12 protein-coding genes are annotated in these 14,119 nt (G+C 70.4%); 8 read left to right on the top strand and 4 right to left on the bottom strand.

From position 1 onward, the window contains the following. Positions 1-29: 29 nt before the first annotated feature. Both AC3WR5_RS05015 and AC3WR5_RS05010 read right to left on the bottom strand, forming a co-directional pair. Positions 30-995, bottom strand: coding sequence for a LysR family transcriptional regulator (locus AC3WR5_RS05015; protein WP_492482337.1), 966 nt, complete (start codon positions 993-995; stop codon positions 30-32). Positions 996-1,028: 33 nt separating this feature from the next. Further along, positions 1,029-1,538: a hemerythrin domain-containing protein gene (locus tag AC3WR5_RS05010; RefSeq protein ID WP_492482335.1), complete on the bottom strand. Its 510-nt coding sequence runs from the start codon at positions 1,536-1,538 to the stop codon at positions 1,029-1,031. Positions 1,539-1,649: 111 nt separating this feature from the next. Here AC3WR5_RS05010 and AC3WR5_RS05005 point away from each other — a divergent pair, with 111 nt between their 5' ends. Next, on the top strand, positions 1,650-2,066 hold the full coding sequence (locus AC3WR5_RS05005; RefSeq protein ID WP_492482333.1) for a YbaN family protein: 417 nt from the start codon (positions 1,650-1,652) through the stop codon (positions 2,064-2,066). Between the two features lie 3 nt (positions 2,067-2,069). Here the strand turns inward: AC3WR5_RS05005 and dinB are convergent, their stop codons facing one another. Beyond that, positions 2,070-3,359, bottom strand: coding sequence for a DNA polymerase IV (gene dinB, locus AC3WR5_RS05000; protein ID WP_492482331.1), 1,290 nt, complete (start codon positions 3,357-3,359; stop codon positions 2,070-2,072). A gap of 234 nt (positions 3,360-3,593) precedes the next feature. On the opposite strand from dinB, the gene AC3WR5_RS04995 reads away from it, so the two are divergent. The 4 genes from AC3WR5_RS04995 to AC3WR5_RS04980 all read left to right on the top strand — a co-directional run bounded on the left by AC3WR5_RS04995 (position 3,594) and on the right by AC3WR5_RS04980 (position 9,271). After that, entirely contained in the window at positions 3,594-6,176 is a 2,583-nt protein-coding gene (locus AC3WR5_RS04995; protein ID WP_492482329.1) for a GAF domain-containing hybrid sensor histidine kinase/response regulator, read from the top strand. 230 nt (positions 6,177-6,406) lie between these two features. After that, on the top strand, positions 6,407-7,297 hold the full coding sequence (locus AC3WR5_RS04990) for a DUF6502 family protein (protein ID WP_492482327.1): 891 nt from the start codon (positions 6,407-6,409) through the stop codon (positions 7,295-7,297). Further along, positions 7,281-8,483, top strand: a complete 1,203-nt coding sequence (locus AC3WR5_RS04985) for a DUF5666 domain-containing protein (RefSeq protein ID WP_492482325.1) — start codon at positions 7,281-7,283, stop codon at positions 8,481-8,483. The genes AC3WR5_RS04990 and AC3WR5_RS04985 overlap by 17 nt, the downstream gene beginning before the upstream one ends. Positions 8,484-8,770: 287 nt before the next feature. After that, positions 8,771-9,271, top strand: a complete 501-nt coding sequence (locus AC3WR5_RS04980; RefSeq protein WP_141290853.1) for a hypothetical protein — start codon at positions 8,771-8,773, stop codon at positions 9,269-9,271. Between the two features lie 55 nt (positions 9,272-9,326). On the opposite strand, the gene argH is transcribed toward AC3WR5_RS04980, so the two are convergent. Continuing rightward, positions 9,327-10,760 carry an argininosuccinate lyase gene (gene argH / locus AC3WR5_RS04975; RefSeq protein ID WP_492482323.1) on the bottom strand — a complete coding sequence of 478 codons (1,434 nt, stop codon included), beginning with the start codon at positions 10,758-10,760 and terminating at the stop codon, positions 9,327-9,329. A gap of 125 nt (positions 10,761-10,885) precedes the next feature. On the opposite strand from argH, the gene AC3WR5_RS04970 reads away from it, so the two are divergent. The 3 genes from AC3WR5_RS04970 to AC3WR5_RS04960 are packed head-to-tail and all read left to right on the top strand — an operon-like array spanning position 10,886 to position 14,110. Beyond that, positions 10,886-11,962: a sensor histidine kinase gene (locus tag AC3WR5_RS04970; RefSeq protein WP_492482321.1), complete on the top strand. Its 1,077-nt coding sequence runs from the start codon at positions 10,886-10,888 to the stop codon at positions 11,960-11,962. 11 nt (positions 11,963-11,973) lie between these two features. Continuing rightward, positions 11,974-12,789 (top strand): LytR/AlgR family response regulator transcription factor, encoded by an 816-nt coding sequence (locus AC3WR5_RS04965; RefSeq protein WP_492482319.1) that lies wholly within the window; start codon positions 11,974-11,976, stop codon positions 12,787-12,789. A 4-nt stretch (positions 12,790-12,793) separates the two neighbouring features. Beyond that, entirely contained in the window at positions 12,794-14,110 is a 1,317-nt protein-coding gene (locus AC3WR5_RS04960) for a hypothetical protein (protein WP_231011572.1), read from the top strand. Positions 14,111-14,119 lie beyond the last annotated feature (9 nt).

Raw genomic sequence — 14,119 nt, 5'->3', positions numbered from 1 at the left:
TCACCATGCGGGTTGGACCGGAAAAGATTTCAGGCCGGACCGGAAATCAGTGCCAGCCCTTCGGCTGCCGCCTGCGAGCTGGCGCGGCGCAGCCAGCTCGCACCGCTGGCCGCCAATCCTTCGGCCGGCAGCGGCGATTGCAGCTGGTAGGCCCAGCGTGCCGTCACCCACGGCGTGCGTCCCAGCCCCAGCGCTGGCACCAGTCGGCCGCTGCGAAGCGCCTCGCGCGCCAGGCTGGGCCGCGCCAGCGCCACGCCCTGGCCTTGCAGCGCGGCCTCCAGCGTCAGCCCAAGGTCGACCAGCCGCGGCCCGCGGTCCGGTTCCGGCCAGCCCAGGCCCACGGCTTCGAACCAGGTCGCCCAGGGTTCGATCGGCGTGCGCAGCAGCGGCAGCCGCGCCAGGTCGGCTGGCTCGGCCAGCGGCCCGGCCTCGGCCAGCAGCGCAGGGCTGGCCAGCGGCAGCAGCACGTCGTGCATCAGCACGGCGGGGTCGTCGGCCGTGGCAGCGGCATGGCGCACGTCGAGTTCGGCGTCGCTGCCGCCAGCGTCGATGAACGGGGCCGACAGCACGATCTCCAGCTCCACGCCCGGCTGCTCGGCGGCAAAGCCGGGCAGGGCCGGCACCAGGACCTGGCGTGCGAAGGTGGGCGGCGCGCACAGCCGCAGCCGCGGCCGCTGCTGGGCCGCGCGCTGGTGCAGCGGCACGGCGGCCAGCAGTTCCAGCGCGCTGCGCACCGAGCCCAGGTATTCGCGCCCGGCGGCGCTCAGCAGCAGGGCCTTGCCTCCGCGCTGGAACAGCGCCACGCCCAGCAGTTCTTCCAGCGCCGCGATGCGCTTGCCGATGGCGCTGGCCGTGATGTGCAGCGACTCCGCAGCGCGTTCGAAGGTGCCCAGCCGGGCGGCAGCGTCAAACGCGCGCAGGGCGTCCAGCGAAGGCAGGCGCATGCCGGCCTCTGTCGAGAGTGGGAAGGGCGAAGCATCGTGCGGCGCGGCCATGCGCCGGACTTTAGCGGGTCAGGCCCGGGCGGCTCAGGCGGTGGCGGGCTGCGGTGCGGGCGTGCACTGGCTGCCGCCGCAGCCGCTCATCGGGGCATGCTCGGGCGCGGGCGGATGGGCCATGGCGCCGGTGCTGGGGTCGAAGCCGAGTTGCTGCAGGTGGGCGGCGAGGGCGGCGTCCATGCTTTGGACATGCCCGACAAACCACTGCGCCAGCCCGGGCAGGCAGTCACTCATCGGCCGGAAGTCACCGATGTCGGCTGCCAGGCGGCCCACCTCTTCCAGCACCGTCAGCACCTGTGCATGCTGGCGGCTGTGGCAGTTGTCCGGCGCGAAGCCGGTGGCCAGCATCCAGCGGTCTTCCTGACCGAAGTGGCCCACGGTGTGCAACACGAGTTCGGCCCAGTGGGCCAGTGCGCTGGGGCCTGCACCTTGTGCCAGCGCGCGTTCGGTCTGGCCCAGCAGCGTGATGAAGGCCTGGTGGGTCTGGTCCATTTCCGGGTGGTCCAGCTGCAGCGAGGGGGACCAGTCGAGCAAGGGCATGGTGGGTCGTGGCAGTGCAAGCGGTGCGGTCGATTGTGGGCAGCGCTGGCGCGGCGGGCCTTGCGTTGGCGCAAGAAGCCCGCAATGGCAGGCCGAGGTGACAATGCCGCGATGCCGCCGCCTGTTGTGTCGCCCCTGCCCACGCGCCGCCTGGCCTGGCTGAGGCCGCTGTGGCTGCTGGCGGGCGGGCTGTCGCTGCTGCTGGGCGTGATCGGCATCTTCCTGCCGCTGCTGCCGACCACCCCGTTTGTGCTGCTGGCCGCCTGGTGCTTCTCCAAGGGCAGCGAGCGCTGGGAGCACTGGCTGGTGACGCACCGGCACCTGGGCCCCATCGTGCGCGACTGGCGTGCCAACCGCGCGGTGCCGCTGCGCGCCAAGCAACTGGCCACCGCGATGATGAGCGCCAGCTCGCTGTGGGCCTGGTGGACGATTCCTTCGCCGATCTGGCGCTGGACGCCGGCGCTCTGCTGCACGCTGGTGGCGCTGTGGCTGTGGCATCTGCCGACTCGCCCGCCGCGAGGCGACTGAGCGTCAACCCGGCGCTTCGTCCGGCAGGTCGTCGAACAGCCCCGGCTCGCGGGCGACCAGCACTGCGGTCGCCGCAGGTTTTGGCGCTGGCCGGCCAGGGCGGGCCGGCGCGCGCGTGCTGCGGCGCGAAGGCAGCTCCGGCAGATCCGCGCGATGCAGGTTGCCCACGCGCACGCCCAGCAGGCGCAGCCGGCGGCGCAGGTCCACGCGCTTCAGGCACTGGCCCGCGGCCTGGCGGATGCTCGCGAAGTCGGCGGTGTTGGCCGGCAGCGTCAGGTCGCGGGTCACGATCTTGAAGTCGTCAAAGCGCAGCTTGATGCCCACGGTGCGGCCGACGTAGCCCTTGCGTTGCAGGTCCTCGGCCACGCGCTGGCACAGCTCGGTGAAGATGGCCGAGAGCTGGCTGCGGTCGCGCACCGCGTGCAGGTCGCGGTCGAAGGTGGTCTCGCGGCTCATCGAAACGGGCTCGCTGTCGGTCACCAGCGGGCGCTCGTCGCGGCCCCAGGCGGCACGGTGCAGCCAGGCGCCGTAGCTCTGGCCGAAGCGCTCGATCAGCCACTCGGGCTCGCACTGCGCCAGCTGGCCCAGCGTCTCCAGCCCCAGCCCCGCCAGCTTGGCACCGGCCTTGGGGCCGATGCCGTTGAGCTTGCGCACCGGCAGCGGCCAGATGCGGGTCGGGATCTCGTCCAGCGTCAGCACCGTCAACCCGTCCGGCTTGTCCAGCTCCGAGGCCAGCTTGGACAGCAGCTTGTTTGGCGTCACGCCGATGGAGCAGGTCAGGCCGGTGGCGCGCTGCACGTTGTTCTTGATCTCGCGGGCCAGCGCGCGGGCGCCGCCCAGCGGGTCGTGGCCGATGGTGTCCTGCGCGCCGGGCACCTCGGTGAGGTCGATGTAGATCTCGTCGATGCCGCGGTCCTCGATCACCGGCGCCAGCTCGGCCACGGCAGCCTTGAAGGCGCGCGAGCAGCGCTTGTAGAGATCGAAATCGGTGGGCAGCAAAACAGCCTGTGGCGCCAGCGCGGCGGCCTTCATCAGGCCCATGGCCGAGTGCACGCCGAAGGCCCGGGCGGCGTAGGTGGCGGTGGTGACCACGCCGCGGCCGGCGTAGTCGGCCAGCCTGGCGTAGCGCCGCGTGCCGTCGGGCTGCAGTTCGGGCTGGTGGCGCCGGCCGCCGCCGATCACCACCGGCTCGCCGCGCAGGTCCGGGTAACGCAGCAGCTCGCAGGAGGCGTAGAACGCGTCCATGTCGAGGTGGGCGATGAGCCGGCGTGGCGGTGTCGGGTTGGCAGGCATGGTGGGTAACAACTGGATGGATTATCAGTCTTTTGACTGCGCCCCGACACCCCGCCGCCGCCTGCCGGCATCGCTGCCGGCGGCTTGCGAAGCGGTGTCGTCTGACGTGGGGCCGCCAGCTTGTTGCGGTATGGTCCCGGGCTGGCATCCGGCGCGCGGGACGGCACGACTGCCGCGCCACCGGACCTCGTTCACATCTGCATGCCGCGGGACACGCGGCCCTGGGAGACGCCATTGGCTGGCCAGCTTGACCCGGGCGCACAAGCGCCAGCCTTTGACTTCCTGCCGGGCGGCGGCCAGATGGGCGCCCTGGTGCGCAGCTTCGACTGGGCCGCCACGCCGCTGGGCCCGACTGTAGGCTGGCCGCAGTCGCTGAAGACGGTGCTGGGCATGCTGCTGGCCGCCCGCCAGCCCATGTTCCTGGCCTGGGGGCCGCAGCAGACCTGGTTCTACAACGACGCCTTTGCACCCATCCTCGGCCGCAAGCATCCGGCTGCGCTGGGCCAGCCCAGTGCGCAGGTCTGGCAGGAAGCCTGGGGCGACCTGGCGCCGCTGTTCGAACAGGTGTTTGCCGGCGAGGCGGTGCACATGGACGGCTTCACCGTCGGGCTGGACCGGGACGGTGTGGTCAGGGACGCCAGCTTCGACTTCTCGTACACGCCCATGCGGGACGAAGCGGCGCAGGTGGCCGGTTTGTTCGGCGTGTGCATCGAAACCACGGACCGGCTGCAGGCGGTGAGCGCGCTGCGCAGTGGCGACACGCGGCAGAACGTGCTGGTGGCGCTGGCCGAGCGCTTTCGTGAGCTGGACGACCCTTCGGACCTGTCGTTTGCCGCGGCCGAGATCCTGGGCCGCGCGCTGGGAGTGAGCCGCGCCGGCTACGGCACGGTCAGCAAGGCCGACGAGACCATCAGCATCGAGCGCGACTGGAATGCGCCCGGCATCCGCAGCCTGGCCGGTGTGCTGCACTTCCGGGACTATGGCTCCTACATCGAGGACCTGAAGGCCGGCCGCACCGTGGTGGTCAGCAACGCCGACCTGGACCCGCGAACCGCCGCCACCGCCGGCGCGCTGAAGGCGATCAGCGCGCACGCGCTGGTCAACATGCCGGTGACCGAGCAGGGCGGGCTGGTGGCGCTGCTGTACCTGAACCATGCGCAGCCCCGCGAGTGGCCCCAGGAGGAGCTGGCGTTGATTCGCGAGGTGGCCGAGCGCACGCGCAGCGCGGTGGAGCGGCGGCGGGCCGAGGAAGACCTGCGGCAATTGGCCGCCTCGCTGGAGCAGCAGGTGGTGGCCCGCACCGAGGAGCGCGACCGGGTGTGGCGCAATTCGCGCGACCTGCTGGTGGTGATCGGGGCCGATGGCGTCTTCCGCGACGTCAATCCCGCATGGACGGCGATCCTGGGCTACCGGCCGGAAGAGGTGATAGGCCGCAGCTTCGTGGCCTTCGTCTGGCCCGGGGACGCTGGCTTGACCCAGACCGGACTGGATGCCGCGCTCAGCAAGCGCAACCTGACCGGCTTCGAGAACCGCTACCTTCACAAGGACGGCTCGCTGCGCTGGATTTCCTGGCACACCGCCACCGAGGGCGAGCTGGTGTTTGCCTATGGTCGTGACGTCACGGTCGAGAAACAGGCGCAAGCCGAACTCGCCGCGGCGCACGAGGCCTTGCGGCAGTCGCAGAAGATGGAGGCGGTGGGCCAGTTGACCGGCGGCATCGCGCACGACTTCAACAACCTGCTGGCCGCCATCAGCGGCAGCCTGGAACTGCTGAGCCGGCGGCTGGCGGAAGGGCGCACCGCCGGGGTGGAGCGCTTCATCGGCACCGCGCAGGGGGCGACCCGGCGCGCCGCGGCACTGACGCACCGTCTGCTGGCCTTCTCGCGCCAGCAGACGCTGGACCCGAGGCCGGTCGACGCCAACCGCCTGATCGCCGGCATGGAAGACCTGGTGCGGCGCAGCGTCGGCCCGAATGTCGAGCTGGAAGTGGTCGGTGCGGGCGGCGTGTGGACCATCAAGGTCGACCCGTCGCAGCTGGAAAACGCCTTGTTGAACCTGTGCATCAACGCCCGCGACGCGATGGCGCCGCAGGGCGGGCGGCTGACCATCGAGACCGCCAACAAGTGGCTGGACGAGCGTGCGGCCAAGGAGCGCGAGCTGCCGCCGGGCCAGTACGTGTCGATCTGCGTGACCGACACCGGCACCGGCATGGCGCCCGAGGTCATCGCCCGCGCCTTCGATCCGTTTTTCACCACCAAGCCACTCGGTGAGGGCACCGGGCTGGGCCTGTCCATGGTCTACGGCTTCGTGCGCCAGTCTGGCGGTCAGGTGCGCATCTATTCCGAGCTTGGCAAGGGCACGACGATGTGCCTGTACCTGCCGCGGCACACCGGCGAGGACCTGTCTGCGCCAGAGCCCGAAGCCGAGCACCACGGCCTGGGCGCTGGCGAAACGGTGCTGGTGATCGACGACGAGCCCGCCATCCGCATGTTGATCACCAGCGTGCTGCAGGAGGCTGGCTACACCACGCTGGAGGCAGGCGAGGGCGCCAGCGGGCTGCGCATGCTGCAATCGGACACGCCCATCGACCTGCTGATCACCGACGTTGGCCTGCCCGGCGGCATGAATGGCCGCCAGGTGGCTGACCAGGCGCGCGTGGCCCGGCCGGCGCTGAAGGTGTTGTTCATCACCGGCTTCGCGGAGAACGCGGTGGTCGGCAACGGGCACCTGGCCCACGGCATGGAAGTGCTGACCAAGCCCTTCGACATCGAAGCGTTGGAAAACAAGGTCCGCGACCTGATCGACCGCACGAACTGAGGCAGCTGGCCGCCAGCACAAATTTTTGTGCACCGATTGCCGCCGCCTGGGCGATCAATGGGCACCGGCTCACCAACACAGGCCTGTGAAAAGGCTGTGTCGGAACTGCTCAGGGGCTTGTAAATGTGCAATTCACACATTTATCATCAGTCTGTGAGTTCGGTGGCCCGTGCGCCTGCGGTATTCGACTGCGCGCCTATGCTTCCGGCCTCGCTCTCAGGCCTGTTGCCATGTCCGATCCCTCCACAGCCCTTTCTTTGCCATCGCCGGAGCACAAAGCCTTGCTGGAAGCCATGCAGTCACTGCTGGCCCCGCTGGGCCGCCTGGCCGTGGCGCAGGGCTTGCACTTCGACTCGCTGGAAGCGCTGTTGAAGCTGGCCATGGTGCAGGCCGCGCGCGAAGCCGCGCTGAAGGCCAAGCCCGAGGCGCTGCCGCACCGTCTGGTCAGCCGCATTGCCACGGCCACCGGCATCAACCGGCGCGAGGTCACGCGGCTGGTCGGCGAGTCGCTGGAAGCACCGCGGCCACGGCCGTCGATGGCCCTGCGGCTGTTCTTCCGCTGGTCCACCGACCCGGCGCTGCCGCAGGACGAGGCCGGTCTGCCACGCCAGGGCCCGGCGCCCAGTTTCGACGCGCTGGCCGCGCTGGTGACACGCGACGTGCATCCCCGCAGCCTGCTGGACGACATGCTGCGGCTGAAGCTGGTCACCTGGCTGCAGGACAGCGACCGCGTCAGCCTGAACCGTGCCGCGCTGGTGCCCGACCGGGACCAGGCCCGGTTGCTGGGCCTGCTCGGCGGCAATGTGGGTGACCACCTCAGTGCCGCCGTCGACAACGTCGCAGGCGAGCAGCCGCGCCACTTCGAGCAGGCGATCTGGGCCAACGGCCTGTCGCTGGACTCGGCACAAGGCGTGCGAGGCTTGGTCGAAAGCCATTGGCAGCAGCTGACGCAGCAGCTGGTGCCCGAATTGCAGCGCCGCATCGACCGCGACGAAGCCGACGGCGCGCCCACTGACGCGGTGGTGCGCGTTGGCATGTTCATGTACTCGCAGCGCAGGCCGGCACCGACGGCCGAGCCCGCGCGCGATGAGGAGGATCTTCCCGATGGCGCGAATGACTGAACGGCCCGGCCGCCGCTGGCGAACGCCGTTTGCCCTGGCCTGCAGCCTGGCGGCGCTGCTGCTGGCCGCCTGCGGTGGCGTGGAAGGCGGCGGCACCGGGGCCAGTCCTCAGGGCTACACCGAAGGCTCGGCGACCGGCCTGGGCGGCCTGATCGTCAACGGCGTGAACTACGGGCAGCGCAGTGCCCGCATTGCCGACGACCAGGGCCACCTGCTGGGCGCCGACGCGCTGCGGCTGGGCATGGTGGTGCGCATCGACAGCGCTGCGGTGGGTGGCGACGAGCCGTCCGCCGAGGCCTTGCAGGTCACGGTTGCCAGCGCGCTGGCCGGCCCGGTCGGCGCCAGCGACCTGATGGCGCGTTCGCTCACGGTGCTGGGCCAGACGGTGCTGATCGACGGCAACACGGCCTTCGACCCGGCCATCGCTGGCGGCCAGGCCGGCATTGCGCTGGGGGACGTGGTGGAGGTCCATGCGATCTATGACGCAGCGACCGGCCGCTACCTGGCGCGGCGCATCGAGCCGCTCCTCAGCCCGGCGTCCTACGGGCTGCAGGGCCGCGTGCAGGCGCTGGACCTGGCCACGCGCACGCTGCAGATGGGCGGCCAGCCATTCCAGTTGTCCACGCGCATGTCGCTGCCAGGCGAGCTGACCGACGGCGCCTTCGTCAAGCTGCTGTTCGACACCCAGCCCAATGCGCAGGGACGCTGGCTGGTGCGCAGCGTGCTGGTGCCGGCGCAGCGGGACGCGGCCACCGGCCCGGTGGCGCTGCAGGGCCTGATCGAACAGCTCGACGGCAGCAGCCTGCGCGTGGGCGGCCTGCGTGTGGACCTGCGCCAGGCGCAGGTGCTGCCGGCCGGCAGCGTGCTGCAGACGGGCCTGCGCGTGCGGGTTGAAGGCAGCGCCAGCGGCGGCGTGGTGCAGGCCAGTACGCTGACGGTGAGGCCGGTGGCCGAGGATGGCGACCGGGTCAACAAGCAGAACTTCAGCCTGGTGGGCCAGCTCTCGGCGCTGGACCTGGCAGCGCAGCGCTTCACGCTGCTGGGCACGCCGGTTTCGTTTGCCGACACGGTGCTCAGCCAGGGCACCGAATCGGCGCTGGCCAACGGCGTGCGCATCGAGGTGCGCGGCACCTTGTCGCTGGACGGCACCAGCCTGGTGGCCCAGGGCCTGAAGTTCGACCCATGACACCCGGCGCGCCGGGCCTGGCGACAGCCCAGGCCTGAAGCGCGCGTCGCTTCCCCCTGTTCCCTTTCTTCGCCTCGGGCGCCCGGTTTTCAGAATCGGACAGCGCCGCAGGCGGAGCCATGTCCGCGCGGCAGACGGCCGGCTGCCTCGCGCTTTCTTCAACCCCTCAACCGGAGGGCTACGCATCGATGCACTGACGCCTCTTCAACCCGGCATCCGGTGAATGGATGTGCGCTTCCTTCCCTCTCTTCGCTTCTTTCCTGTTCCTCTTTTCGAAAGTCATTCGCATGTCTCTCTCTTTCTGGAAAAAGGCCGCGCTGGCGGCTGCCATGGGCTTCTGGGCCGCTGGCTCGGCCCTGGCGGCCGACACCGTGGAAGTCTTCTATCACCCGTACGTGGACAAGGCCCTGGACTATGGCCAGATGGGCTACACCAACAAGAAGGGCAAGTTCATCCCGCTGACCGGCCAGCAGATCCTCGGCACGCGGGTGGAAATCACCTTCAAGCCCGAGGCCCAGCACGACCTGAAGGTCTTCCATGTGGACATGGTGGTCCCGGTGTCCGGCTCGGTGAGCCAGTACATCTCGGTCGAAGGTTCGCAGCTGACCAAGATCGGCTCGCACAAGTACCAGTTCGAGCTGCCGTCCTCGACCGACTACAACGGCGAGATCGTCGCCGGCCGTTTCTCGGTCGACTGCTACGGGCTGAACGAAAACGGCGAAGTCGTGCCGATGGCCGGCACGCTGTCGGCCAAGTCCGGCTTCTACTTCACCGTGACCAAGCCTTGAGCATCTGGGAATGAGTGGCCAGGTTCGGCGGAGCCAGGGCCACTCTCCCTTTTTGTCACCGACCCAGGCGGGCCTGGTGACGCGCAATCTGCGCCAGCGCCTGCACCGGCGCGGTGCCGCCCAGCACATTGCGGGCATTCAGCGAGCCGCGCAGCGTCAGCACCGAGAACACATCGTCGGTGATGCGGGCATCAAAGCCCTGCAGCGTGGCCAGTGGCAGTTCGGCCAGGTCCACCCCCTGCTTCAGGCCTTCCTTCACGGCATGCGCCACGACCTCATGTGCGTCGCGGAACGGCAGGCCTTTCTTCACCAGGTAGTCGGCCAGGTCGGTCGCCGTGGCATAGCCGCGCAGCGCGGCGCGCTCCATCGCCTCGGCCTTGACCTTCAGGCCGCCACTGCGTGAACCGTCGGCTGCCACTTCGCCGCCCACCATCTCGGCCATGATGCGCAGCGTGTCCTTGACCGTGTCCACGGTGTCGAACAGCGGCTCCTTGTCTTCCTGGTTGTCCTTGTTGTAGGTCAGCGGCTGGCCTTTCATCAAGGTGATCAGGCCCATCAGGTGGCCGACCACGCGGCCGCTCTTGCCGCGCGCCAGTTCGGCCACGTCCGGGTTGCGCTTCTGCGGCATGATGGAAGAGCCGGTGCAATACCGGTCCGACAGGTCGATGAAGCCGAAGTTCTGGCTCATCCACAGCACGATCTCCTCGGCCATGCGCGAGACGTGGATCATCACCAGCGCGGCAAAGCTGCTGAACTCGATCGCGAAGTCACGGTCGCTCACGGCGTCCAGGCTGTTCTGGCAGATGCCGTCAAAGCCCAGCGACCTGGCGACCAGCTCGCGGTCCAGCGGGTAGCTGGTGCCGGCCAGCGCGGCGGCGCCCAGCGGCAGGCGGTTCACGCGCTTGCGCAAGTCCGTCAGGCGTTCGGCATCGCGGGCGAACATTTCCACATAGGCCAGCAGGTGGTGCGCAAAGCTCACCGGCTGGGCCACCTGCATGTGGGTGAAGCCTGGCATCACGGTTTCGGTGTGGTCCGCGGCCACGCTCACCAGCGCGCGCTGCATGTCGGCCAGCAGCTCGGCGATCTGGTCGATCTCGCTGCGCAGCCAGAGCCGCACGTCGGTGGCGACCTGGTCGTTGCGGCTGCGGCCGGTGTGCAGGCGCTTGCCGGCGTCGCCCACCAGCTGGGTCAGTCGGGCCTCGATGTTCAGGTGCACGTCTTCCAGCTCGAGCTTCCACTCGAACTGGCCGGCCTCGATCTCGCCCTTGATCTGCGCCATGCCGCGCTGGATGTCGGCCAGGTCCTGCGCGCCGATGATGCCTTGCGCGGCCAGCATGCCGGCATGGGCCAGGCTGCCTTCGATGTCGGCCGCCCACAGGCGCTTGTCGAAGAAGACGCTGGAGGTGTAGCGCTTGACCAGCTCGCTCATCGGCTCGGAAAAGAGCGCGGACCAGGCCTGGGATTTCTTGTCGAGTTGGTTGGAGCTCATCGGGCAGCAGGCCACCGCGGCCGAAAGGGCGCCGCTGCGGCAGAGTGGGGGAGGGAAGCCGAGTATTTTAGGCGGTGCCCTGGCGCGGACGAGCGGGCACGGCCCCGGGGGCGACTTGGCCGAGAATGACCGCCGTGGCAAAACGCTCTGAAACCGGCACCAGCACCTTGTTCGACGACCTGCGCGAGGTCGTCACCGCGCCCGACGCGGTGCGCGCCGCTGCCTTGCCCGGCTGCGGCAGCGGCATGCTGCTGCGCGCGCTGGTGGGCGTGCACGGCGTGCTGGGCGTGGGCTTGCTGTTCGCGGCGCGCAACCTGGTCAACTGGCTGGCGATGATGAGCGAAGCCGCCACCGTCGCGGTGCCCGCAACGTTGGCCTGGCTGCTGCTGGTCTGCCTGGGGCGGCCGCTGCTGGTGAAGCTGGCGCCCGCGCTGCAGATGGGCGCCGTGGCGCTGGTGGGCGCGCTCACCACGCTGGCCGCCTGGGTGCCGTTCAGCCGCATTGGCCTGATGAGCAACCCCGGCGCGAATGACGACTGGCCCTGGCTGGCCCCGGCGCTGGCCGGCGCGCTGCTGGCGGCGCTGCTGCAGCAGTCCGAACGCTGGCGCCAGCGCGCGCGGCTGCCGGCCGCCGCGGCGGCCCGGCTGGCCGACCTGCAGACCCGCATCCGCCCGCACTTCCTGTTCAACACGTTGAACACCGCCATCGCGCTGGTGCAGGTCGACCCGAAGCGCGCCGAGGAAGTGCTGGAAGACCTGGCCGAGCTGTTCCGCGCTGCGCTGGGCGGGCTGGACGAAGCCACCACCTTGGCCGCTGAAGTCGAGCTGAGCCGGCGCTACCTGGACATTGAGCAGCTGCGCTTTGGCGCCCGGCTGCGCGTGGACTGGCGGCTGGACCCGGCCGCGGACGACACCCGGCTGCCACCGCTGCTGCTGCAGCCGCTGATCGAAAATGCGGTGCGCCACGGCGTGGAGCCCAGTGACCGCGGCGGCCGCATCGAGATCGTCACCCGCCGCCGCCGCGACCGGGTGCTGATCTCGGTCACCAACTCTGTGCCGCTGGGGCCTTCAAAGCGCGGCCACGGCATTGGCCTGGCCAGCGTGCGCGAGCGGCTGCGGCTGATGCACGACCTGGACGCCGACTTTCGCAGCGGCATCATCGAAGATGGCCGCTGGCGCGTCAGCGTCGGCGTGCCGGTTTAGGGACCTGGACCATGGACACCGACAACGAACGCCTGCGCCTGCTGATCGTCGACGACGAGCCACTGGCGCGCATGCGGCTGCGCAGCCTGCTGGCCGATTGCGCAGCGCCTTCGGTCGAGGTCGTCGGCGAAGCCGGCAGTGCCTCCGAGGCGCTGCACCTGCTGGCCCGCCAGCCGGCCGACGCGGTGCTGCTGGACATCCACATGCCTGGCATTGATGGGCTGGAACTGGCGCGGCGGCTGCGCTCGCCAGCGCTCGGCCAGCCGCAGCAGGCTTCGCCGGTGGTGGTGTTTGTCACCGCCCATGCCGAGCATGCGCTGCAGGCCTTCGAGATCGAGGCGGTGGACTACCTGACCAAGCCGGTGCGCCGCGCGCGCCTGCAGGAGGCCCTGGGCCGCATTGCGCAACGGCTGGGCCGCGCGCGCGTGGGCTTGGCGGCGGTGAGCAAGCCGGCGGTGGACGAGCCGGTGCTGGTCGTCAGCGACCGTGGGCGGGTGCTGCGCATCCCGGTGGGGGACGTGGTCTACCTGCGAGCCGAGATGAAGTACGTGACGCTGCGCACCCGCGAGCATCAATATGTGCTGGACGATGCGCTGGCCGACCTGGAGCAGCGCCTGGGCGCGCGGGTGGTGCGCATCCACCGCAATGCCGTGGTCGCCAAGGCGGCGGTGCGGGCGCTGGAGCGCCGCGTGCTGCATGGCGACGAACAGGAAGAAGGCGGCGGCGAGGCCTGGGCGGTGCGGCTGGCGCCGTACGACGAATGGCTGGCGGTCTCGCGCCGGCAGTTGGCCGGCGTGCGCGAAGCGCTGGTCGGCGAAGGGCTGTGAGCGCGTGAGTTCGACCCGGGTCTCACGGCCACTGGCCATTTCGGTCATCGGCGTGGCGCTGGCTGCGCTGGTGCTGCTGGCCTGGCGCGCCTGGGCGCCGGCCGCGCCGCAGGTGCAGGTCGCGGGCCACGCCGCATCGGCCAGCGAGTCTTCTGCTGCAGCGCCCCAGGCTTTGTCGGCCTCGGCCGAGGCGGCGCCCGCTTCCCAGCCGGCCAGCGAGGCCGAGGCCGGCAATGCGATGGCGGCCAATTGCGGCATCGGCCCGCTGCCGGATGTCAACGGCCGCCGCCCGTCGAACGCCCGTTTGCAGCAGGCCGCGCAGGACGCGGCGCTGCTGGCCCAGCGCGAGCTGGTGAACAGGCTGCGCAACTCGCCCGACGAGGTGGCGCGCGCGGTCGGCCTGATGCTGGCGGCCAGCGACTTCACGCTGCCGCCGCCCGACCTGGACGCCTGCCTGTCCGGCAGCCCGGCCAATCGCAACAGCGCACCCGACCCGGCGGCAGAGGCTGCCTGCATGGCCGAAGGCGAAAAGCGCCAGCGCGAGGTGGACCAGCAGCGGCGCACCGCAGCGGTGGACCTGGAAGCGCTGATCGACCAGGCGCAGATGACACAGTCGCCGGCCGTCTATGCGCTGGCGCTGCAGGCCTGCAGCGGTGGCAAGGCCGCCACCGGCCGCTGCGCCGGGCTCAGCAATGCCCACTGGGCCGAGCTGGACCCCGACAACGCCGCGCCTTGGCTGGCGCTGGCACAGGACCTGGCCAACGACCCGGCCGCGCAGGACCAGGCGATGCTGCGCGCAGCCCAGGCCAGCCGGCACGACGGCGACCTGAGCTGGGTCTCGCAGCAGGTGATGCAGGCCTTGCCGCCGACGGTGCAAGGCCAGGTGCGGTTGCAGGTTGAAGTGGCGGCGATGGGGGTGAGCACCACGCATGTCTACGGTGGCTACCAGGCGCTGGGCCGCTGGTGCTCGGCCGAGGTCATGGCCGACCCCGCGCGGCGCGACACCTGCGGCCACTTCGGCGAACTGCTGTCCCAGCATGGCCGCTCGATGCTGGACCTGGGCATGGGCATGCGCCTGGGCGAACGGACAGGGCAGTCGCCCGAGCGGCTGCAGGCGCTGGCTGCGCGCCGCCAGACCTACACCGACGCGCTCTCGCGCATCGCCACCCAGGAGTGGCCCACGGTCTCTGGACAGAACACCGCCTCGCAGGACCGCCAATGCGCCGCCGCACTGCGCATGAGTGCCTACCTCAGCGAGGTCGCGCGAGACGGCGAACTGGCCACGATCTCGCGTTTTCTGAAGCAGGAAGCGCGCAGGTAGATTCGCCGC

This window comes from Ideonella sp. FW305-24 (assembly GCF_058788035.1).
The sequence above is the reverse complement of the archived record's forward strand: the minus strand, read 5'-3'. Positions and strand labels throughout refer to the sequence as shown.

Bases quoted from the DNA above. Each gene is read 5' to 3' on its own strand.
- AC3WR5_RS05015 (WP_492482337.1), bottom strand. From the start codon at position 995: ATGGCCGCGCCGCACGATGCTTCGCCCTTCCCACTCTCGACAGAGGCC.
- AC3WR5_RS05010 (WP_492482335.1), bottom strand. From the start codon at position 1,538: ATGCCCTTGCTCGACTGGTCCCCCTCGCTGCAGCTGGACCACCCGGAA.
- AC3WR5_RS05005 (WP_492482333.1), top strand. From the start codon at position 1,650: ATGCCGCCGCCTGTTGTGTCGCCCCTGCCCACGCGCCGCCTGGCCTGG.
- dinB (WP_492482331.1), bottom strand. From the start codon at position 3,359: ATGCCTGCCAACCCGACACCGCCACGCCGGCTCATCGCCCACCTCGAC.
- AC3WR5_RS04990 (WP_492482327.1), top strand. From the start codon at position 6,407: ATGTCCGATCCCTCCACAGCCCTTTCTTTGCCATCGCCGGAGCACAAA.
- AC3WR5_RS04985 (WP_492482325.1), top strand. From the start codon at position 7,281: ATGGCGCGAATGACTGAACGGCCCGGCCGCCGCTGGCGAACGCCGTTT.
- AC3WR5_RS04980 (WP_141290853.1), top strand. From the start codon at position 8,771: ATGTCTCTCTCTTTCTGGAAAAAGGCCGCGCTGGCGGCTGCCATGGGC.
- argH (WP_492482323.1), bottom strand. From the start codon at position 10,760: ATGAGCTCCAACCAACTCGACAAGAAATCCCAGGCCTGGTCCGCGCTC.
- AC3WR5_RS04970 (WP_492482321.1), top strand. From the start codon at position 10,886: ATGACCGCCGTGGCAAAACGCTCTGAAACCGGCACCAGCACCTTGTTC.
- AC3WR5_RS04965 (WP_492482319.1), top strand. From the start codon at position 11,974: ATGGACACCGACAACGAACGCCTGCGCCTGCTGATCGTCGACGACGAG.